Source organism: Aquibium oceanicum (assembly GCF_001889605.1).
GTDB classification, from domain to species: domain Bacteria; phylum Pseudomonadota; class Alphaproteobacteria; order Rhizobiales; family Rhizobiaceae; genus Aquibium; species Aquibium oceanicum.
The window spans coordinates 3,303,959-3,321,897 of record NZ_CP018171.1 but is presented as its reverse complement, the minus strand read 5'-3'; the positions used below and the strand labels follow the sequence as shown (position 1 = coordinate 3,321,897).

At 64.2% G+C, this 17,939-nt stretch carries 24 protein-coding genes; 23 read left to right on the top strand and 1 reads right to left on the bottom strand.

The genetic code is table 11. From position 1 onward, the window contains the following. The first annotated feature begins 49 nt into the window (after window positions 1-49). Window positions 50-4,249, top strand: a complete 4,200-nt coding sequence (rpoC, locus tag BSQ44_RS16275; protein ID WP_072606024.1) for a DNA-directed RNA polymerase subunit beta' — start codon at window positions 50-52, stop codon at window positions 4,247-4,249. 279 nt (window positions 4,250-4,528) lie between these two features. Here the strand turns inward: rpoC and BSQ44_RS16270 are convergent, their stop codons facing one another. Beyond that, a complete protein-coding gene (locus BSQ44_RS16270; protein WP_072606022.1) occupies window positions 4,529-4,810 on the bottom strand; it encodes a transcriptional regulator in 282 nt (93 codons plus the stop codon). Window positions 4,811-5,284: 474 nt separating this feature from the next. On the opposite strand from BSQ44_RS16270, the gene rpsL reads away from it, so the two are divergent. The 22 genes from rpsL (at window position 5,285) to rplR (ending at window position 17,883) form a co-directional block, all read left to right on the top strand. Then, window positions 5,285-5,656, top strand: a complete 372-nt coding sequence (rpsL, locus tag BSQ44_RS16265) for a 30S ribosomal protein S12 (RefSeq protein ID WP_024585419.1) — start codon at window positions 5,285-5,287, stop codon at window positions 5,654-5,656. A 71-nt stretch (window positions 5,657-5,727) separates the two neighbouring features. Further along, window positions 5,728-6,198 (top strand): 30S ribosomal protein S7, encoded by a 471-nt coding sequence (gene rpsG, locus BSQ44_RS16260; protein ID WP_072606020.1) that lies wholly within the window; start codon window positions 5,728-5,730, stop codon window positions 6,196-6,198. 36 nt (window positions 6,199-6,234) lie between these two features. Continuing rightward, window positions 6,235-8,325 (top strand): elongation factor G, encoded by a 2,091-nt coding sequence (fusA, locus tag BSQ44_RS16255; protein WP_072606017.1) that lies wholly within the window; start codon window positions 6,235-6,237, stop codon window positions 8,323-8,325. A gap of 65 nt (window positions 8,326-8,390) precedes the next feature. Then, on the top strand, window positions 8,391-9,566 hold the full coding sequence (gene tuf, locus BSQ44_RS16250) for an elongation factor Tu (RefSeq protein WP_072604130.1): 1,176 nt from the start codon (window positions 8,391-8,393) through the stop codon (window positions 9,564-9,566). A 71-nt stretch (window positions 9,567-9,637) separates the two neighbouring features. After that, window positions 9,638-9,946 carry a 30S ribosomal protein S10 gene (gene rpsJ, locus BSQ44_RS16245; RefSeq protein WP_072606015.1) on the top strand — a complete coding sequence of 103 codons (309 nt, stop codon included), beginning with the start codon at window positions 9,638-9,640 and terminating at the stop codon, window positions 9,944-9,946. 63 nt (window positions 9,947-10,009) lie between these two features. Beyond that, complete coding sequence (gene rplC, locus BSQ44_RS16240) at window positions 10,010-10,717, top strand: 50S ribosomal protein L3 (protein WP_072606013.1); 708 nt, start codon at window positions 10,010-10,012, stop codon at window positions 10,715-10,717. After that, window positions 10,717-11,337, top strand: a complete 621-nt coding sequence (rplD, locus tag BSQ44_RS16235) for a 50S ribosomal protein L4 (RefSeq protein ID WP_072606011.1) — start codon at window positions 10,717-10,719, stop codon at window positions 11,335-11,337. The genes rplC and rplD overlap by 1 nt, the downstream gene beginning before the upstream one ends. Further along, window positions 11,334-11,627 (top strand): 50S ribosomal protein L23, encoded by a 294-nt coding sequence (locus BSQ44_RS16230; protein WP_072606009.1) that lies wholly within the window; start codon window positions 11,334-11,336, stop codon window positions 11,625-11,627. Before rplD ends, BSQ44_RS16230 begins: the two co-directional genes overlap by 4 nt. Window positions 11,628-11,645: 18 nt before the next feature. Continuing rightward, on the top strand, window positions 11,646-12,479 hold the full coding sequence (rplB, locus tag BSQ44_RS16225) for a 50S ribosomal protein L2 (RefSeq protein ID WP_072606007.1): 834 nt from the start codon (window positions 11,646-11,648) through the stop codon (window positions 12,477-12,479). Window positions 12,480-12,494: 15 nt separating this feature from the next. Further along, window positions 12,495-12,773: a 30S ribosomal protein S19 gene (gene rpsS, locus BSQ44_RS16220; RefSeq protein WP_072606005.1), complete on the top strand. Its 279-nt coding sequence runs from the start codon at window positions 12,495-12,497 to the stop codon at window positions 12,771-12,773. A gap of 2 nt (window positions 12,774-12,775) precedes the next feature. Next, on the top strand, window positions 12,776-13,165 hold the full coding sequence (gene rplV, locus BSQ44_RS16215) for a 50S ribosomal protein L22 (RefSeq protein WP_072606003.1): 390 nt from the start codon (window positions 12,776-12,778) through the stop codon (window positions 13,163-13,165). After that, window positions 13,165-13,884, top strand: coding sequence for a 30S ribosomal protein S3 (gene rpsC / locus BSQ44_RS16210; protein WP_072606001.1), 720 nt, complete (start codon window positions 13,165-13,167; stop codon window positions 13,882-13,884). Before rplV ends, rpsC begins: the two co-directional genes overlap by 1 nt. Window positions 13,885-13,919: 35 nt before the next feature. Continuing rightward, window positions 13,920-14,333, top strand: coding sequence for a 50S ribosomal protein L16 (gene rplP, locus BSQ44_RS16205; RefSeq protein WP_072605999.1), 414 nt, complete (start codon window positions 13,920-13,922; stop codon window positions 14,331-14,333). Window positions 14,334-14,348: 15 nt separating this feature from the next. Continuing rightward, window positions 14,349-14,549: a 50S ribosomal protein L29 gene (gene rpmC, locus BSQ44_RS16200; protein WP_072605997.1), complete on the top strand. Its 201-nt coding sequence runs from the start codon at window positions 14,349-14,351 to the stop codon at window positions 14,547-14,549. 10 nt (window positions 14,550-14,559) lie between these two features. Beyond that, the gene (rpsQ, locus tag BSQ44_RS16195; RefSeq protein ID WP_072605995.1) at window positions 14,560-14,811 is read left to right on the top strand and encodes a 30S ribosomal protein S17; all 252 of its coding nucleotides are present in this window, start codon (window positions 14,560-14,562) and stop codon (window positions 14,809-14,811) included. 68 nt (window positions 14,812-14,879) lie between these two features. After that, on the top strand, window positions 14,880-15,248 hold the full coding sequence (rplN, locus tag BSQ44_RS16190) for a 50S ribosomal protein L14 (RefSeq protein ID WP_024924768.1): 369 nt from the start codon (window positions 14,880-14,882) through the stop codon (window positions 15,246-15,248). Between the two features lie 14 nt (window positions 15,249-15,262). Next, a complete protein-coding gene (gene rplX, locus BSQ44_RS16185; RefSeq protein ID WP_072605993.1) occupies window positions 15,263-15,574 on the top strand; it encodes a 50S ribosomal protein L24 in 312 nt (103 codons plus the stop codon). Then, entirely contained in the window at window positions 15,567-16,124 is a 558-nt protein-coding gene (gene rplE / locus BSQ44_RS16180; RefSeq protein ID WP_072605991.1) for a 50S ribosomal protein L5, read from the top strand. The genes rplX and rplE overlap by 8 nt, the downstream gene beginning before the upstream one ends. Before the next feature lie 26 nt (window positions 16,125-16,150). Then, window positions 16,151-16,456 carry a 30S ribosomal protein S14 gene (gene rpsN / locus BSQ44_RS16175; RefSeq protein ID WP_072605989.1) on the top strand — a complete coding sequence of 102 codons (306 nt, stop codon included), beginning with the start codon at window positions 16,151-16,153 and terminating at the stop codon, window positions 16,454-16,456. Window positions 16,457-16,468: 12 nt separating this feature from the next. Then, window positions 16,469-16,867, top strand: a complete 399-nt coding sequence (gene rpsH / locus BSQ44_RS16170; protein WP_072605986.1) for a 30S ribosomal protein S8 — start codon at window positions 16,469-16,471, stop codon at window positions 16,865-16,867. 41 nt (window positions 16,868-16,908) lie between these two features. Beyond that, window positions 16,909-17,442 carry a 50S ribosomal protein L6 gene (rplF, locus tag BSQ44_RS16165; protein WP_072605984.1) on the top strand — a complete coding sequence of 178 codons (534 nt, stop codon included), beginning with the start codon at window positions 16,909-16,911 and terminating at the stop codon, window positions 17,440-17,442. Window positions 17,443-17,523: 81 nt separating this feature from the next. Continuing rightward, a complete protein-coding gene (gene rplR, locus BSQ44_RS16160; RefSeq protein WP_072605982.1) occupies window positions 17,524-17,883 on the top strand; it encodes a 50S ribosomal protein L18 in 360 nt (119 codons plus the stop codon). The last annotated feature ends 56 nt before the right edge of the window (window positions 17,884-17,939 follow it).

Here is a 17,939-nt window from a genome sequence, read left to right as displayed (position 1 = left end):
GGAATTTTTGAAAAAGGAGGTCGGCGACGGCCTCTAACAGGAGAACGGCATGAACCAAGAGGTCATGAATCTCTTCAATGCGCAGGTTCCGGCGCAGACCTTTGATTCCATTCGGATATCGCTCGCGAGCCCGGACAAGATCCTGTCCTGGTCGTTCGGCGAGATCAAGAAGCCCGAGACGATCAACTACCGCACGTTTAAGCCCGAACGCGACGGCCTCTTCTGCGCGCGCATCTTCGGTCCGATCAAGGACTACGAGTGCCTGTGCGGCAAGTACAAGCGCATGAAGTACAAGGGCATCATCTGCGAGAAGTGCGGCGTGGAAGTCACCCTGTCGCGCGTCCGCCGCGAGCGCATGGGCCACATCGAACTGGCCGCGCCCGTCGCCCACATCTGGTTCCTGAAGTCGCTGCCCTCGCGCATCGGCACGCTGCTCGACATGACCCTGAAGGACATCGAGCGCGTCCTCTACTTCGAGAACTACATCGTCACGGAACCCGGCCTGACGGACCTGAAGCAGCATCAGCTTCTGTCCGAGGAAGAGTACATGACGGCCGTCGACAATTTCGGCGAGGACAGCTTTACCGCCATGATCGGCGCGGAGGCGATCCACGAGCTTCTGGCCGGCATGGACCTCGAGAAGATCGCGGTCGACCTGCGCGATGAACTCGCTACCACTACGTCCGACCTCAAGCAGAAGAAGCTTCTCAAGCGCCTCAAGGTAGTCGAGAACTTCATGGAGTCCGGCAATCGTCCGGAGTGGATGATCATGAAGATCATCCCGGTCATCCCGCCGGACCTGCGTCCGCTGGTTCCGCTCGACGGCGGCCGCTTCGCCACGTCGGACTTGAACGACCTCTACCGCCGCGTGATCAACCGTAACAACCGCCTCAAGCGGCTGATCGAGCTGCGGGCGCCCGGCATCATCATCCGCAACGAGAAGCGCATGCTTCAGGAAGCGGTCGACGCCCTGTTCGACAACGGCCGCCGCGGCCGCGTCATCACCGGCGCCAACAAGCGTCCGCTGAAGTCGCTCTCCGACATGCTGAAAGGCAAGCAGGGCCGGTTCCGCCAGAACCTGCTCGGCAAGCGCGTCGACTATTCCGGGCGTTCGGTCATCGTGACCGGTCCCGAGCTCAAGCTGCACCAGTGCGGCCTGCCCAAGAAGATGGCGCTGGAGCTGTTCAAGCCGTTCATCTACGCGCGGCTCGACGCCAAGGGCTATTCGTCCACGGTCAAGCAGGCCAAGAAGCTGGTCGAGAAGGAAAAGCCGGAAGTCTGGGACATCCTGGACGAGGTCATCCGCGAGCATCCGGTTCTGCTGAACCGCGCGCCGACGCTGCACCGCCTGGGCATCCAGGCCTTCGAGCCCACCCTCATCGAGGGCAAGGCGATCCAGCTTCACCCGCTGGTCTGCACGGCCTTCAACGCCGACTTCGACGGCGACCAGATGGCGGTGCACGTGCCGCTGTCGCTTGAGGCTCAGCTCGAAGCCCGCGTCCTGATGATGTCGACCAACAACATCCTGCATCCCGCGAACGGCGCGCCGATCATCGTGCCGTCGCAGGACATGGTGCTGGGTCTCTACTACCTGTCGATCGTCAACCAGAACGAGCCGGGCGAGGGGATGGTGTTCGCCGACATGGGCGAGCTGCACCACGCACTCGAAACCAAGGCGGTGACGCTGCACACCAAGATCAAGGGCCGCTTCAAATCGGTCGACGCGGACGGCAAGCCGACCTCGGCGATCCACGAGACGACCCCGGGTCGCATGATCATCGGCGAACTCCTGCCGAAGAACGTCAATGTTCCCTTCGACATCTGCAACCAGGAGATGACGAAGAAGAACATCTCGCGCATGATCGACACCGTCTACCGTCACTGCGGCCAGAAGGAGACGGTCATTTTCTGCGACCGCATCATGCAGCTCGGCTTCGGCCATGCGTGCCGCGCCGGCATCTCGTTCGGCAAGGACGACATGCTGATCCCGGACGCCAAGCTCAAGCTGGTCGCCGACACCGAGGCGCTCGCCAAGGAATACGAGCAGCAGTACAATGACGGCCTGATCACCCAGGGTGAGAAGTACAACAAGGTGGTCGACGCCTGGGCCAAGTGCTCGGAGAAGGTCGCCGAGGAGATGATGGCCCGCATCAAGGCGGTCGAGTTCGAGGACAATGGCCGCCAGAAGCCGATGAACTCGATCTACATGATGTCGCACTCGGGCGCCCGCGGGTCTCCGACCCAGATGCGCCAGCTCGCCGGCATGCGCGGCCTCATGGCCAAGCCGTCGGGCGAGATCATCGAGACGCCGATCATCTCGAACTTCAAGGAAGGCCTCACCGTTCTGGAGTACTTCAACTCCACCCACGGCGCCCGCAAGGGCCTGGCCGACACCGCCTTGAAGACGGCGAACTCGGGCTACCTGACGCGTCGTCTCGTCGACGTGGCGCAGGACTGCATCGTCAATGCGGTCGACTGCGGCACCGAGAAGGGCCTGACCATGCAGCCGATCGTGGATGCGGGACAGGTCGTGGCTTCGCTCGGCCAGCGTGTGCTGGGACGCACCGCGCTCGACGACATCAACCACCCGGTCTCCGGCGATCTGATCGTCAAGGCCGGCACTCTGATGGACGAGCGTGACGTCGAGGCGATCGAGAAGGCGGGCATCCAGTCGATCCGCATCCGCTCGGCACTCACCTGCGAGGTGAAGGTCGGCGTGTGCGCGGTCTGCTACGGCCGCGATCTGGCGCGCGGTACTCCCGTCAACCAGGGCGAGGCTGTCGGCGTCATCGCGGCGCAGTCGATCGGCGAGCCGGGCACGCAGCTCACCATGCGTACCTTCCACATGGGCGGCACCGCCCAGGTGGTGGACTCCTCCTTCCTGGAGGCGTCCTACGAGGGCACCGTGGCGATCCGCAACCGCAACGTGGTGCGCAACTCCGACGGCCACCTGGTCGTCATGGGGCGCAACATGGCGGTGATCATCCTCGACGAGGGCGGCAAGGAACGCGCGGTTCACCGCGTGGCCTACGGCTCGCGCATCTTCGTGGACGACGGCGACAAGGTGAAGCGCGGCCAGCGCGTCGCCGAGTGGGACCCGTACACCCGTCCGATCCTCACCGAGATCGAGGGTCGGGTCGAGTTCGAGGATCTCGTGGACGGCCTGTCCGTGCAGGAGACCACCGACGAGTCCACCGGCATCACCAAGCGCGAGGTCATCGACTGGCGTTCGACCCCGCGCGGGTCGGACCTCAAGCCGGCGATCACGATCATGGATGCCAAGGGCAAGGTCGGCAAGCTGGCCAAGGGCGGCGACGCCCGCTTCCAGCTCTCGGTCGAGGCGGTGCTTTCGGTCGAGCCGGGCTCGCAGGTCAAGCCGGGCGATGTGGTGGCGCGTATTCCGATGGAAAGCGCGAAGACGAAGGACATCACCGGCGGTCTGCCGCGGGTGGCCGAACTCTTCGAGGCACGCCGTCCCAAGGACCACGCCATCATCGCCGAGATCGACGGCACGGTGCGTTTCGGGCGCGACTACAAGAACAAGCGCCGCATCGTCATCGAGCCGCACGAGGAGGGCGCCGAGCCGGTCGAGTACCTGATCCCGAAGGGCAAGCCGTTCCATCTCCAGGACGGCGACGCCATCGAGAAGGGCGACTACATCCTCGACGGCAACCCGGCGCCGCACGACATCCTGGCCATCAAGGGCGTGGAGGCGCTTGCGTCCTACCTCGTCAACGAGATCCAGGAGGTCTACCGGCTTCAGGGCGTTCTGATCAACGACAAGCACATCGAGGTCATCGTTCGCCAGATGCTGCAGAAGGTCGAGATCACGGAGCAGGGCGACTCGGTCTACATCCCGGGCGACCATGTCGACGTCATCGAGTTCGACGAGATCAACGAGCGTCTCGTCGAGGAAGGAAAGAAGCCTGCGTCCGGCCAGCCGGTGCTGCTCGGCATCACCAAGGCTTCGCTGCAGACGCCGTCCTTCATCTCGGCTGCCTCCTTCCAGGAGACGACCAGGGTGCTGACCGAGGCGGCGGTTGCCGGCAAGACCGACACGCTGCAGGGTCTGAAGGAGAACGTCATCGTCGGACGCCTGATCCCGGCGGGCACGGGCGGCACGATGAGCCAGATCCGCCGCATCGCCAAGGCGCGCGACGAGCTCATCCTCGACGAACGGCGCAAGACGTCGGGCGTGGAGATGGCCGAGCCGATGCTGGCCGACATGACCAGCAGCGCCGCGGAATAGCCGCAGCCTGCCTGAACAGAACGACGGCCGCCGGAGCGATCCGGCGGCCGTTTTCGCTTGGACGCTGTTCTGGAAAACATCCCTCAGGGCGAATTGCCGCGCTGCGAGTGAACTAGCTCACATACCGCTTTCCAGGGTCCGGGCTAGATGACGTTGCGGCAGTCGATCGGGTCAATGACCTCCCAGCCGCTTCTTGGCCGCCCGGTTAAATGCCCCGCCGGGCGGCCTTTTTCCTTCTAAAGAACCGATGACGGCGGCCGCGTCGCGCGGGCAGGGCGGTCAGAACGCCTCGTCGAAGGTCACGATCGAGACGGCACCTTCGATGGCACCCTGGAAGGCGGAGAGATGCGGTTCGTCGTCGGGGACCCCGTCCATGTCTCCGATCTGGTCCAGTTCCGCCTCGGCGTAGCCTTCGCGGGCGAGTGCCTCCAGCGCGGTGCGGACCGCCGTGTCGTCGTCGGGCGCGACCAGGAGCACGTGCACCCCTTGCGAATCGTCACCCTTGTTGCGCCACACGCGGCCGGTGATGATGGTGACGGGACGCATTTCATTGTCGTTCATGCCAGTGATTCCGTTTGTCGTCGTCTTGTCGGACGCACCCCCCGCTCCTATCTCCGGTTCTCGCATGGCCGGGGCCTCCACGACAGCCCGAATGCCGATATTTTCGGATCGGGTTCGGTTGAGGCGCGCAATTATCTTGCCTGCCGGAAGCGGACTTCGTCCAAGCCGTGGTTTCGGCGAGATAATCGGCTCCGCGGGGTTGACGGTCGGGGCGACTGCGGGTAGAAGCCGCCTCGTCTGAGCCGATGTGAGACTTGGCCTTTCGGAGCGACGCGCTTCGAAGTTCGTCTCAAACAGGGTTCGTTTTACGAGCGACAAAATCTCCGGCGTGCATGAGGCGCACAAGCGCTTCCTCTGCTGTTTGTTCGGGCGGGACCGCAAATGCGGTGTTTGGCCCGGCTTCGCGTATGGAAATGGCGCTCATTGCGGCCCCCGACGGGCTTGAGACACGGAATTTAGAAAGAGGAAGGTTTAATGCCTACCGTAAACCAGCTGATCCGCAAGCCGCGCATAGCGCCGGTGAAGCGCAACAAGGTCCCGGCCATGCAGGCCAACCCGCAGAAGCGGGGCGTCTGCACGCGCGTCTATACGACGACGCCGAAGAAGCCGAACTCCGCGCTCCGCAAGGTCGCCAAGATTCGCCTCGTCAACGGCTTCGAAGTGATCGGCTACATCCCCGGCGAGGGCCACAACCTCCAGGAACACTCGGTCGTCATGATCCGCGGCGGTCGCGTGAAGGACCTTCCGGGTGTTCGCTACCACATCATCCGCGGCGTGCTCGACACGCAGGGCGTGAAGAACCGCAAGCAGCGCCGTTCGAAGTACGGCGCGAAGCGTCCGAAGTGACCTGAGCGTCGGTCGTTCCGGTCGCGTCACCAGCGCCCGGGCCGCCCCGCAGGATTTGAGGCTGAGAAAATATGTCCCGTCGTCACAGAGCAGAAAAGCGTGAGATCAACCCGGACCCGAAGTTCGGGGACCTGGTCGTCACCAAGTTCATGAATGCGATCATGCTTCACGGCAAGAAGTCGACCGCCGAGACGATCGTCTACAGCGCGCTCGACCAGGTCGAGACCAAGACGAAGCAGGAGCCGGTCACGGTGTTCCACCAGGCGCTCGACAATGTCGCGCCGCACGTGGAAGTTCGTTCGCGTCGCGTCGGCGGCGCCACCTACCAGGTTCCCGTCGACGTGCGTCCGGAGCGCCGCCAGGCGCTGGCGATCCGCTGGCTGATCACCGCCGCGCGCGGCCGCAACGAAACGACGATGGTCGATCGCCTGTCGGGCGAACTGATGGATGCCGCCAACAACCGCGGCACCGCCGTCAAGAAGCGCGAAGACACCCACCGGATGGCGGAAGCCAACCGCGCCTTCGCCCATTACCGCTGGTAATCGGCTAGGCGACAAGAGCAAGCGAGAGGCACACCCATGGCCCGCGACTATAAAATCGAAGACTACCGAAACTTCGGCATCATGGCGCACATCGACGCCGGCAAGACCACGACGACCGAGCGCGTCCTGTTCTACACCGGCAAGTCGCACAAGATCGGCGAAGTCCACGACGGCGCCGCGACCATGGACTGGATGGAGCAGGAGCAGGAGCGCGGCATCACCATCACGTCGGCCGCCACGACCACCTTCTGGCAGGGCCGCGACGGCAAGAAGCGCCGCTTCAACATCATCGACACTCCCGGCCACGTCGACTTCACCATCGAGGTGGAGCGTTCGCTGCGCGTGCTCGACGGCGCCATCGCGCTGCTCGACGCCAATGCCGGCGTGGAGCCGCAGACCGAGACGGTGTGGCGCCAGGCCGACAAGTATCACGTGCCGCGCATGATTTTCTGCAACAAGATGGACAAGATTGGCGCTGACTTCTACCGCTCGGTCGAGATGGTGCAGAGCCGCCTCGGTGCGACGCCGGTGGTCGTGCAGCTGCCCATCGGCGCGGAAAACGATTTCGCCGGCGTCATCGACCTGATCGAGATGAAGGCCCTGGTTTGGCGCTCCGAGAACCTCGGCGCCGAATGGGACGTCCTCGACATCCCGGCTGACATGCAGGCGAAGGCCGAAGAGTACCGCGAGAAGATGATCGAGACCGCGGTCGAGATGGACGAGGGCGCGCTCGAGCGCTACCTCGAGGGCGAACTGCCGTCCAACGACGAGTTGCGCGCGCTGATCCGCAAGGGCACCATTCTCGTCAAGTTCTTCCCGATGTTCTGCGGCTCCGCGTTCAAGAACAAGGGCGTGCAGCCTCTGCTCGACGCCGTCGTCGACTTCCTGCCGTCCCCGGTCGATGTCTTCGACATCAAGGGCATCGATCCCAAGACCGAAGCCGAGATTTCGCGCAAGTCGTCCGACGACGAGGCGCTGTCGATGCTTGCCTTCAAGATCATGAACGACCCGTTCGTCGGTTCGCTCACCTTCTGCCGCATCTATTCGGGCATCCTGAAGAAGGGCGCTTCGCTGGACAACACGGTGAAGGGCAAGAAAGAGCGCATCGGCCGCATGCTGCAGATGCACTCCAACTCGCGCGAGGACATCGAAGAGGCCTATGCCGGCGACATCGTCGCGCTGGCCGGTCTCAAGGACACGACCACGGGCGACACGCTTTGCGACCCGCTGAAGCCGGTCATCCTGGAGCGCATGGAATTCCCCGATCCGGTCATCCAGATCGCGATCGAGCCGAAGACCAAGGGCGACCAGGAGAAGATGGGCCTGGCACTCAACCGCCTGGCGGCCGAGGATCCCTCCTTCCGCGTCAAGACCGACGAGGAATCCGGGCAGACCATCATCGCCGGCATGGGCGAGCTGCATCTCGACATCATCGTCGACCGCATGCGGCGCGAGTTCAAGGTCGAGGCCAACGTCGGCGCTCCGCAGGTTGCCTACCGCGAGACCATCACCAAGGTCGCCGAGATCGACTACACGCACAAGAAGCAGACCGGCGGTACGGGACAGTTCGCCCGCGTCAAGCTGGTGTTCGAGCCCAATCCCGACGGCGAGGACTTCCTGTTCGAGTCCAAGATCGTCGGTGGCTCGGTGCCGAAGGAATACATTCCGGGCGTCCAGAAGGGCATCCAGAGCGTCATGTCCTCGGGTCCGGTCGCGGGCTTCCCGATGCTGGGCGTCAAGGCGACCCTGATCGACGGCGCCTACCACGACGTCGACTCCTCGGTTCTCGCCTTCGAGATCGCCTCCCGCGCGGCGTTCCGCGAGGGTGCGCAGAAGGCTGGTGCACAGCTGCTCGAGCCGATCATGAAGGTCGAGGTCGTGACGCCGGAAGACTACGTCGGTTCGGTCATCGGCGACCTGAACGGCCGCCGCGGCCAGATCCAGAACCAGGAGATGCGCGGCATCGCCACCGTCATCAACGCGATGGTGCCGCTCGCCAACATGTTCAAGTACGTCGACACGCTGCGTTCGATGTCTCAGGGCCGTGCCCAGTACACGATGCAGTTCGACCACTACGAGCCGGTGCCGAACGCGGTCGCGCAGGAAATCCAGAAGAAGTACGCCTGATCCCCAGGGACTGTCGTCAGTAAGATCAATCGCCCGGGACGGGCAGCAGGAAATGGAGACCTCACATGGCAAAAGGTAAATTCGAGCGTAACAAGCCTCATGTGAACATCGGGACGATCGGGCACGTCGACCATGGCAAGACGTCGCTGACGGCTGCGATCACGAAGTACTTCGGCGAGTACCGCGCTTACGACCAGATCGACGCGGCTCCGGAGGAGAAGGCGCGCGGCATCACGATCTCGACGGCGCACGTCGAATACGAGACCGAGGCGCGCCACTACGCCCACGTCGACTGCCCGGGCCACGCCGACTACGTCAAGAACATGATCACGGGTGCCGCGCAGATGGACGGCGCGATCCTGGTCGTTTCGGCCGCCGACGGCCCGATGCCGCAGACGCGCGAGCACATTCTGCTCGCCCGTCAGGTCGGCGTTCCGGCGATCGTGGTGTTCCTGAACAAGGTCGACCAGGTCGACGACGCCGAGCTGCTGGAGCTGGTCGAGCTCGAGGTTCGCGAGCTTCTGTCGATGTACGAGTTCCCCGGCGACGACATTCCGATCGTCAAGGGTTCGGCGCTGGCCGCTCTGGAAGACTCCAACAAGGAGATCGGCGAGGACGCGGTTCGCGAACTGATGAAGCAGGTCGACAGCTACATCCCGACGCCCGAGCGTCCGATCGACCAGCCCTTCCTGATGCCGATCGAGGACGTGTTCTCGATCTCGGGCCGCGGCACGGTCGTGACGGGTCGCGTCGAGCGCGGCATCGTCAAGGTCGGCGAGACGGTCGAGATCGTGGGCATCCGCGACACGACCTCGACGACGGTGACGGGCGTGGAGATGTTCCGCAAGCTGCTCGACCAGGGCCAGGCGGGCGACAACATCGGCGCGCTGCTGCGCGGTGTCGACCGCGAGGGCGTTGAGCGCGGCCAGGTGCTGTGCAAGCCGGGTTCGGTGAAGCCGCACACCAAGTTCAAGGCCGAGGCCTACATCCTGACCAAGGAGGAGGGCGGCCGCCACACGCCGTTCTTCACCAACTACCGTCCGCAGTTCTACTTCCGCACGACGGACGTGACCGGCATCGTGACCCTGCCGGAAGGCACCGAAATGGTGATGCCGGGCGACAACGTGACGGTCGACGTGACGCTGATCGTGCCGATCGCCATGGAAGAGAAGCTGCGCTTCGCCATCCGCGAAGGCGGCCGCACCGTCGGCGCCGGCATCGTGGCGAGCATCGTCGAGTAACAAAAAACGAAACGGTCTGTCGCGGGCGCGAGCAAGCCCCGCGCCCGCGAAAGACTTGAAGGATTTGACGAATGAACGGCCAGAACATCCGCATACGCCTCAAAGCGTTCGACCATCGCGTCCTCGACGCCTCCACGCGCGAGATCGTCTCCACGGCGAAGCGTACCGGCGCCAGCGTTCGCGGTCCGGTCCCGCTGCCGACGCGGATCGAGAAATTTACCGTCAATCGCTCGCCGCACATCGACAAGAAGAGCCGCGAGCAGTTCGAGATGCGCACGCACAAGCGGCTGCTCGACATCGTTGACCCGACTCCGCAAACCGTCGATGCGCTGATGAAGCTCGACCTGGCCGCCGGCGTCGACGTCGAGATCAAGCTCTAGGCAGAGGGCCTCACGGAAACGGCTTCGGCCCGGACCTGGAACCCTGAAAAGGAAATTGAACCGATGCGTTCAGGTGTTATCGCACAGAAAATCGGGATGACGCGCATCTACAACGATGCGGGCGAGCACGTGCCGGTCACGGTTCTCCGGATGGAGAACTGTCAGGTCGTGGCGCAGCGCACCCAGGAAAAGAACGGCTACGATGCCGTGCAGCTCGGCGTCGGGATGCGCAAGGTGAAGAATACGTCGAAGGCCATGCGCGGCCATTTCGCCGCCGCCTCCGTGGAGCCGAAGGCCAAGGTCGCCGAGTTCCGCGTGTCGCCCGACAACATGCTGGATGTCGGCATGGAGATCACCGTCGATCACTTCGTCGCCGGCCAGAAGGTCGACGTGACGGGCACCACGGTCGGCAAGGGCTTCCAGGGCGTCATCAAGCGGCACCATTTCGGTGGCGGCCGTGCCACGCACGGTAACTCCGTGTCGCACCGTACCCACGGCTCCACCGGCCAGCGCCAGGATCCGGGCAAGGTGTTCAAGGGCAAGAAGATGGCCGGCCACATGGGCCAGACCCGCGTCACCACGCAGAACGTCGAGATCGTCTCGACCGATGCTGAACGCGGTCTGATCCTGATCCGCGGCGCTGTTCCGGGCTCCAAGGGCGCCTGGATCATCGTCAAGGACGCCGTCAAGGTCGCGCTCCCCGACAATGCGCCGAAGCCGGCTGCGCTGCGGGCCAAGAATGAAGCTCCGGCCGTCGAAGGAGCCGCGTGATGGACATCAAGATTACCACGCTCGCCGGCGCCGAAGCCGGCAAGGTGACCCTGTCGGACGAGATCTTCGGTCTCGACCCGCGCGAGGACATCCTGCAGCGCGTCGTGCGCTGGCAGCTGGCCAAGCGCCAGCAGGGCACCCACAAGGCGAAGGGCCGCTCCGAGATCGCGCGCACCGGCGCCAAGATGTACAAGCAGAAGGGGACGGGCCGCGCCCGTCACCACTCTGCCCGCGCTCCGCAGTTCCGCGGCGGCGGCAAGGCCCACGGCCCGGTGGTGCGCAGCCACGAGCACGACCTTCCCAAGAAGGTGCGCGCTCTCGGCCTGAAGCACGCGCTGTCGGCCAAGGCGAAGGCGTCCAGCCTCATCGTCGTCGACGACCTGATGCTGTCGGATGCCAAGACCAAGGCCCTGGTGGCGAACTTCGCCGGCCTGGGACTGACCAACGCGCTGATGATCGGCGGCGCCGAGCTTGACCAGAACTTCAAGCGCGCCGCTTCGAACATCCCGAACATCGACGTGCTGCCCGTCCAGGGCATCAACGTCTACGACATTCTTCGCCGCGGCACGCTCGTCCTTTCCAAGGCGGCCGTCGAGGCACTCGAGGAGCGCTTCAAATGACTGACCTTCGCCACTACGACGTGATCGTCAGCCCGGCGATCACCGAAAAGTCGACCATGGCCTCCGAGTTCAACCAGGTCGTGTTCAACGTCGCCAAGAAGGCGTCGAAGCCCGAGATCAAGGCTGCTGTCGAGGCGCTGTTCGGCGTCAAGGTGACCGCGGTCAACACCATGGTCCGCAAGGGCAAGGTGAAGCGCTTCCGCGGCACCAAGGGCCGCCTGAGCGATGTCAAGAAGGCGATTGTGACGCTGGCCGACGGCCAGTCGATCGACGTCGCCACCGGACTCTGAGAGGCTTGAGGTAACAAGATGGCACTCAAGAATTACAACCCGGTGACGCCCAGCCAGCGACAGCTGGTGATCGTCGACCGCTCCGGCCTCTACAAGGGCAAGCCGGTCAAGGGCCTGACGGACGGCCTGACGAAATCGGGCGGCCGCAACAATGCCGGCCGGGTGACCGCACGCTTCATCGGCGGCGGCCACAAGCGGACCTACCGCATCATCGACTTCAAGCGGCGCAAGTTCGACGTGCCGGCGACGGTCGAGCGGCTGGAGTACGATCCGAACCGGACCGCCTTCATCGCTCTGCTGCGTTACGACGACGGCGAACTCAGCTACATCCTGGCGCCGCAGCGCCTGGTGGCCGGCGACAAGGTCGTCGCGGGCGAGCAGGTCGACGTGAAGCCGGGCAATGCGATGCCGCTGGCCTCCATGCCGGTCGGCACGATCATCCACAATGTCGAGCTCAAGCCCGGCAAGGGTGGTCAGGTCGCCCGCTCGGCCGGTGCCTACGCCCAGCTCGTCGGCCGCGACCAGGGCATGGCGATCCTGCGCCTGAACTCGGGCGAGCAGCGCATCGTTCACGGCTCGTGCATCGCCACCGTCGGCGCCGTGTCCAACCCGGATCATGGCAACATCAACGACGGCAAGGCCGGCCGCACCCGTTGGCGCGGCAAGCGCCCGCACAATCGCGGCGTCACCATGAACCCGGTCGACCACCCGCACGGCGGCGGCGAAGGCCGCACCTCGGGCGGCCGCCACCCGGTCTCCCCGTGGGGCAAGCCGACCAAGGGCAAGCGGACGCGGTCGAATAAGGCGACCGACAAGTTCATCATGCGCTCGCGCCATGCGCGCAAGAGCTAAGAGAGGTAAGGTTACGTGACCCGTTCAGTCTGGAAAGGCCCGTTCGTCGACGGCTTTCTCTTGAAGAAGGCAGACAAGGTGCGCGAGGGCGGCCGCAACGAAGTGATCAAGATGTGGACGCGCCGCTCCACCATCCTGCCGCAGTTCGTTGGCCTCACCTTCGGCGTCTACAACGGCCAGAAGCACATCCCGGTATCCGTGTCCGAGGACATGGTCGGGCACAAGTTCGGCGAGTTCGCCCCGACCCGTACGTATTACGGCCACGGCGCGGACAAGAAGGCGAAGAGGAAATAAAAATGGGCAAGGCCAAAGCTCCGCGCAGGCTTGCTGACAACGAGGCGCGCGCCGTGCTGCGCACCATTCGCGTCAGCCCGCAGAAGCTGAACCTCGTCGCGGCGATGATCCGCGGCAAGAAGGTGGCTTCCGCGCTCGCCGACCTGGAATTCTCGCGCAAGCGGATCGCGGGCACCGTCCGCAAGACGCTCGAGTCGGCAATCGCCAACGCCGAGAACAATCACGATCTCGACGTCGACGCTCTCGTCGTCGCCGAGGCCTATGTCGGCAAGTCGATCGTCATGAAGCGCTTCCATGCCCGTGGGCGCGGTCGCGCCAGCCGCATCGAAAAGCCCTTCTCGAACCTGACGATCGTCGTTCGCGAAGTCGAAGAGCAAGTGGAGGCCGCCTGATGGGCCAGAAAGTCAACCCGATCGGCCTGCGCCTCGGGATCAACCGCACCTGGGACTCGCGCTGGTATGCAAACACCGGCGAGTACGGCGAGTTGCTGCACGAGGACATCAAGATCCGCGCCTACCTGATGAAGGAACTCAAGCAGGCTGCGATCTCCAAGGTCGTGATCGAGCGCCCGCACAAGAAGTGCCGCGTGACGATTCACGCTGCCCGCCCGGGTCTCATCATCGGCAAGAAGGGCGCCGACATCGAGAAGCTGCGTCGCAAGCTGACCGAGATGACCAAGTCGGAGACGCACCTCAACATCGTCGAGGTGCGCAAGCCCGAGATCGACGCCACGCTGATCGCGCAGTCGATCGCGCAGCAGCTCGAGCGCCGCATCGCGTTCCGCCGTGCCATGAAGCGCGCCGTCCAGTCGGCGATGCGCCTCGGCGCGGAAGGCATCCGCATCAACTGCTCGGGCCGTCTCGGCGGCGCTGAGATCGCGCGGATGGAATGGTATCGCGAGGGCCGGGTGCCGCTGCACACGCTACGCGCCGACGTCGACTACGGAACGGCCGAGGCGCAGACCGCCTACGGCATCTGCGGCGTGAAGGTCTGGGTGTTCAAGGGCGAGATCCTCGAGCACGACCCGATGGCCTCGGAGCGTCGCGCGACGGAAGGCGACCAGCACGGCGGTGGCGGCGGCGGACGTCGTCGCGAGCGCGAGAACGCGTGAAGCGCCACACAGGATTGAATTCGGAGTAGACGAAGATGCTGCAGCCAAAGCGCACGAAGTTCCGCAAGCAGTTCAAGGGGCGCATCCATGGCGCGTCGAAGGGCGGGACCAACCTCGATTTCGGCGCTTTCGGATTGAAGGCGATGGAACCCGAGCGCGTCACCGCGCGCCAGATCGAGGCGGCTCGCCGCGCGATCACCCGCGAAATGAAGCGCCAGGGCCGCGTCTGGATCCGGATTTTCCCGGACGTGCCGGTCACCTCCAAGCCGACCGAAGTCCGCATGGGCAAGGGCAAGGGCGCGGTGGACTACTGGGCGTGCCGCGTGAAGCCGGGCCGGATCATGTTCGAGCTCGACGGCGTCTCCGAGGAGATCGCACGTGAGGCGCTGCGTCTCGGCGCCGCCAAGCTGCCGGTCAGGACGCGCTTCGTACAGCGCATAGCGGAATAGGGAAGGGCTCAGAAGATGAAAGCCTCCGACGTCAGGGCCAAGTCGGCCGACGAACTGAACGACGAGCTCGCCAGCCTGAAGAAGGAGCAGTTCAACCTGCGCTTCCAGAAGGCGACCGGACAGCTCGAGAAGACATCGCGCGTCAAGCAGGTCCGTCGGGACATCGCGCGCATCAAGACCATCGCCGCCGAGAAGTCGGCCGGCAAGAAGGCTTAAGGACAACAAAATGCCAAAGCGCATCCTGCAGGGCACGGTCGTCAGCGACAAGAGCGACAAGACCGTCGTCGTCAAGGTCGAACGCCGCTTCACGCATCCCGTGATGAAGAAGACCGTTCGCATGTCGAAGAACTACAAGGCGCATGACGAGGCCAACGCCCACAAGGTCGGCGACATCGTGTTCATCCAGGAATCGCGGCCGATCTCCAAGGACAAGTGCTGGGTCGTGGTGACCGAGGCGCAGGCCGAAGCGCAGGCTTGAAGAACAACAATTGATCGGCCGCGCGGCCAGGGTGCCCGCGTGTCGAGTGAAGAAGAAGGCGGCCAGTCATGATTCAGATGCAAACAAACCTCGACGTTGCCGACAATTCCGGCGCGCGTCGTGTCATGTGCATCAAGGTGCTGGGCGGCTCGAAGCGGAAATACGCTTCCGTGGGCGACATCATCGTGGTGTCGATCAAGGAAGCCATCCCGCGCGGCCGCGTCAAGAAGGGCGACGTGATGAAGGCGGTCGTCGTGCGCACCGCCAAGGACATCCGCCGCCCCGACGGCAGCGTGATCCGTTTCGACAAGAACGCGGCCGTTCTGGTCGACAACAAGAAAGAGCCGGTAGGCACGCGCATCTTCGGCCCGGTTCCGCGCGAGCTTCGCGCCAAGAACCACATGAAGATCATCTCGCTCGCGCCGGAAGTGCTGTAAGGAGCCCGGACAAAATGCAAAAGATACGCAAAGGCGACAAGGTCGTCGTGCTCGCCGGCAAGGACAAGGGCCGTACGGGCGAAGTCGTGACCGTCATGCCGAAGGACGACAAGGCGCTCGTGCGCGGGATCAACATGATCCGCCGCCACCAGCGCCAGTCGCAGTCCCAGGAAGGCGGAATCATTTCCAAGGAAGCGCCGATCCATCTGTCGAACCTCGCCGTCGCCGATCCGAAGGACGGCAAGCCGACCCGCGTCGGTTTCGAGGTGAAGGACGGCAAGAAGGTGCGCGTCGCCAAGCGCTCGGGAGCAACAATCGATGTCTAAGACCGCAAGCGAACCGCGGATGAAGGCGCTTTATAAGGACGAGATCCGCAAGGCGCTTCAGGAGCAGTTCAAGTACGAGAACGAGATGCAGGTTCCGCGTCTCGACAAGATCGTCATCAATATGGGCGTCGGCGAGGCGACGGCGGATTCCAAGAAGCCCACCGTGGCTGCCGAGGATCTCGCCATGATCGCCGGCCAGAAGGCCGTGGTGACCCGCGCGCGCAAGTCGATTGCCGGGTTCAAGATGCGCGAGAACATGCCCATCGGCGCCAAGGTGACGCTGCGCAAGGATCGCATGTACGAGTTTCTGGATCGCCTGGTCACGATCGCGCTGCCGCGCGTACGCGACTTCCGCGGACTGAACCCCAAGAGCTTCGACGGCCGCGGCAACTTCGCCATGGGCGTCAAGGAGCACATCGTGTTTCCCGAGATCAACTACGACAAGGTTGATCAGATCTGGGGAATGGACATCATCGTTTGTACGACTGCCAAGACGGACGACGAGGCCCGGGCTCTGCTCAAGGCCTTCAACTTCCCCTTCCGGCAGTAACGGCGGCGAAAAAGGATATTCGAGACATGGCCAAGACCAGCTCAGTCGAGAAGAACAAGAAGCGGCGCAAGCTCGTGAAGCAGTACGCTCCCAAGCGCGAGGCGCTGAAGGAGATCGTGATGAATCAGGAGCTGCCGCTGGACGAGCGTTTCCGCGCGCAGCTCAAGCTCGCCGCGCTGCCGCGCAATTCGGCGAAGAACCGCGTGCGCAACCGCTGCGAGATCACGGGCCGCCCGCGGGCCTACTACCGCAAGCTCAAGATGTCGCGTATCGCGCTTCGCGATCTCGGATCGCTCGGGATGATCCCGGGCCTGGTCAAGTCGAGCTGGTAAGGAGGACGTACCATGTCATTGAGTGATCCTCTCGGCGATATGCTGACCCGCATCCGCAACGGCCTCGGCCGCAAGAAGAGCAAGGTCTCGACGCCTGCGTCCAAGCTGCGCGCCCGCGTGCTGGACGTCTTGAAGGCGGAAGGCTACATCCGCGACTACAGCCAGACCGACTTCGACAACGGCAAGTCCGAGATCGAGATCGAGCTGAAGTATTTCGACGGCGCTCCGGTGATCCGCGAGATCGCCCGCGTTTCGAAGCCCGGCCGTCGGGTCTACGTCTCCGCGAAGACGATCCCGCACGTGTCCAACGGGCTCGGCATCTCGATCCTGTCCACGCCCAAGGGCGTGATGGCGGATCATGAGGCGCGCGAGCAGAACGTCGGCGGCGAAGTGCTCTGCCAGATCTTCTGATCCGGCGGGCATGAACCAGGAATAGGAACGAGGACAAGACAATGTCTCGTATTGGCAAGAAACCGGTCCCGGTGCCGCAGGGTGTCACCGCAAACGTCGATGGGCAGACCGTCACCGCGAAGGGGCCGAAAGGCGAACTCCGCTTCGTCGTGAACGACGAGGTTCTGGTCAAGATGGAAGACGGCGCCGTCGCCGTCGATCCGCGCGACCAGTCGAAGCTCGCCCGCTCCAAGTGGGGCATGTCGCGCACGCAGATCTCGAACATCTTCTCGGGCGTCAAGGACGGCTTCGAGAAGCGGCTCGAGATCACCGGCGTCGGCTACCGCGCGGCCATGCAGGGCAAGAACCTGCAGCTGGCGCTCGGCTTCAGCCACGACGTGGTCTACCAGACGCCGGAAGGCATCACGATCGCGACGCCGAAGCCGACGGAGATCGTCGTCACCGGCATCGACAAGCAGAAGGTCGGCCAGGTCGCGGCGGAAATCCGCGAGTATCGCGGTCCCGAGCCTTACAAGGGCAAGGGCGTGCGATATGCGGGCGAGAAGATCGTCCGCAAGGAAGGCAAGAAGAAGTAAGGCCGCGGGCAGCGGTCGCGGGAAGGGCTCATCCTTACCGCACACGGCCGCACCCGTTTGAGAAGGCAAGGAACGAACCAAATGGCTTCCAAGGAATCCCACCAGAAGCGCGCCCAGCGCGTGCGTCGGCAGATCAGGAAGGTGGCGGGCGACCGTCCGCGGCTTTCCGTCCACCGGTCGTCGAAGAACATCTACGCGCAGATCATCGACGATACGCGCGGCCACACGCTGGCCTCAGCCTCGACGCTCGAGGCCGACCTCAAGGGGTCGCTGAAGACCGGCGCGGACGCGGCTGCCGCGGCTGCCGTCGGCAAGCTGATCGCCGAGCGCGCGGCGAAGGCCGGCGTGACGAACGTTGTGTTCGACCGCGGCGCCTACATCTATCACGGGCGCGTCAAGGCGCTCGCCGAGGCTGCGCGCGAGGGCGGCCTGAGCTTCTGATTTTCGCCGCCGCCGGACGCCTGCGCCCGCGGCTTTCATCAACCCGTGCTACCGGA

Excerpts from the sequence above, each read along its gene's own strand:
- BSQ44_RS16230 (WP_072606009.1), top strand. The coding sequence starts at position 11,334 with ATGACTGACCTTCGCCACTACGACGTGATCGTCAGCCCGGCGATCACC.
- rpsJ (WP_072606015.1), top strand. The coding sequence starts at position 9,638 with ATGAACGGCCAGAACATCCGCATACGCCTCAAAGCGTTCGACCATCGC.
- rpsC (WP_072606001.1), top strand. The coding sequence starts at position 13,165 with ATGGGCCAGAAAGTCAACCCGATCGGCCTGCGCCTCGGGATCAACCGC.
- rpsN (WP_072605989.1), top strand. The coding sequence starts at position 16,151 with ATGGCCAAGACCAGCTCAGTCGAGAAGAACAAGAAGCGGCGCAAGCTC.
- rpsH (WP_072605986.1), top strand. The coding sequence starts at position 16,469 with ATGTCATTGAGTGATCCTCTCGGCGATATGCTGACCCGCATCCGCAAC.
- rplF (WP_072605984.1), top strand. The coding sequence starts at position 16,909 with ATGTCTCGTATTGGCAAGAAACCGGTCCCGGTGCCGCAGGGTGTCACC.
- rpsQ (WP_072605995.1), top strand. The coding sequence starts at position 14,560 with ATGCCAAAGCGCATCCTGCAGGGCACGGTCGTCAGCGACAAGAGCGAC.
- rpoC (WP_072606024.1), top strand. The coding sequence starts at position 50 with ATGAACCAAGAGGTCATGAATCTCTTCAATGCGCAGGTTCCGGCGCAG.
- BSQ44_RS16270 (WP_072606022.1), bottom strand. The coding sequence starts at position 4,810 with ATGAACGACAATGAAATGCGTCCCGTCACCATCATCACCGGCCGCGTG.
- rplB (WP_072606007.1), top strand. The coding sequence starts at position 11,646 with ATGGCACTCAAGAATTACAACCCGGTGACGCCCAGCCAGCGACAGCTG.
- rpsL (WP_024585419.1), top strand. The coding sequence starts at position 5,285 with ATGCCTACCGTAAACCAGCTGATCCGCAAGCCGCGCATAGCGCCGGTG.
- rpmC (WP_072605997.1), top strand. The coding sequence starts at position 14,349 with ATGAAAGCCTCCGACGTCAGGGCCAAGTCGGCCGACGAACTGAACGAC.
- rplV (WP_072606003.1), top strand. The coding sequence starts at position 12,776 with ATGGGCAAGGCCAAAGCTCCGCGCAGGCTTGCTGACAACGAGGCGCGC.
- rplC (WP_072606013.1), top strand. The coding sequence starts at position 10,010 with ATGCGTTCAGGTGTTATCGCACAGAAAATCGGGATGACGCGCATCTAC.
- rplX (WP_072605993.1), top strand. The coding sequence starts at position 15,263 with ATGCAAAAGATACGCAAAGGCGACAAGGTCGTCGTGCTCGCCGGCAAG.
- rplR (WP_072605982.1), top strand. The coding sequence starts at position 17,524 with ATGGCTTCCAAGGAATCCCACCAGAAGCGCGCCCAGCGCGTGCGTCGG.
- fusA (WP_072606017.1), top strand. The coding sequence starts at position 6,235 with ATGGCCCGCGACTATAAAATCGAAGACTACCGAAACTTCGGCATCATG.
- rpsG (WP_072606020.1), top strand. The coding sequence starts at position 5,728 with ATGTCCCGTCGTCACAGAGCAGAAAAGCGTGAGATCAACCCGGACCCG.
- rplD (WP_072606011.1), top strand. The coding sequence starts at position 10,717 with ATGGACATCAAGATTACCACGCTCGCCGGCGCCGAAGCCGGCAAGGTG.
- rplP (WP_072605999.1), top strand. The coding sequence starts at position 13,920 with ATGCTGCAGCCAAAGCGCACGAAGTTCCGCAAGCAGTTCAAGGGGCGC.
- tuf (WP_072604130.1), top strand. The coding sequence starts at position 8,391 with ATGGCAAAAGGTAAATTCGAGCGTAACAAGCCTCATGTGAACATCGGG.
- rplE (WP_072605991.1), top strand. The coding sequence starts at position 15,567 with ATGTCTAAGACCGCAAGCGAACCGCGGATGAAGGCGCTTTATAAGGAC.
- rplN (WP_024924768.1), top strand. The coding sequence starts at position 14,880 with ATGATTCAGATGCAAACAAACCTCGACGTTGCCGACAATTCCGGCGCG.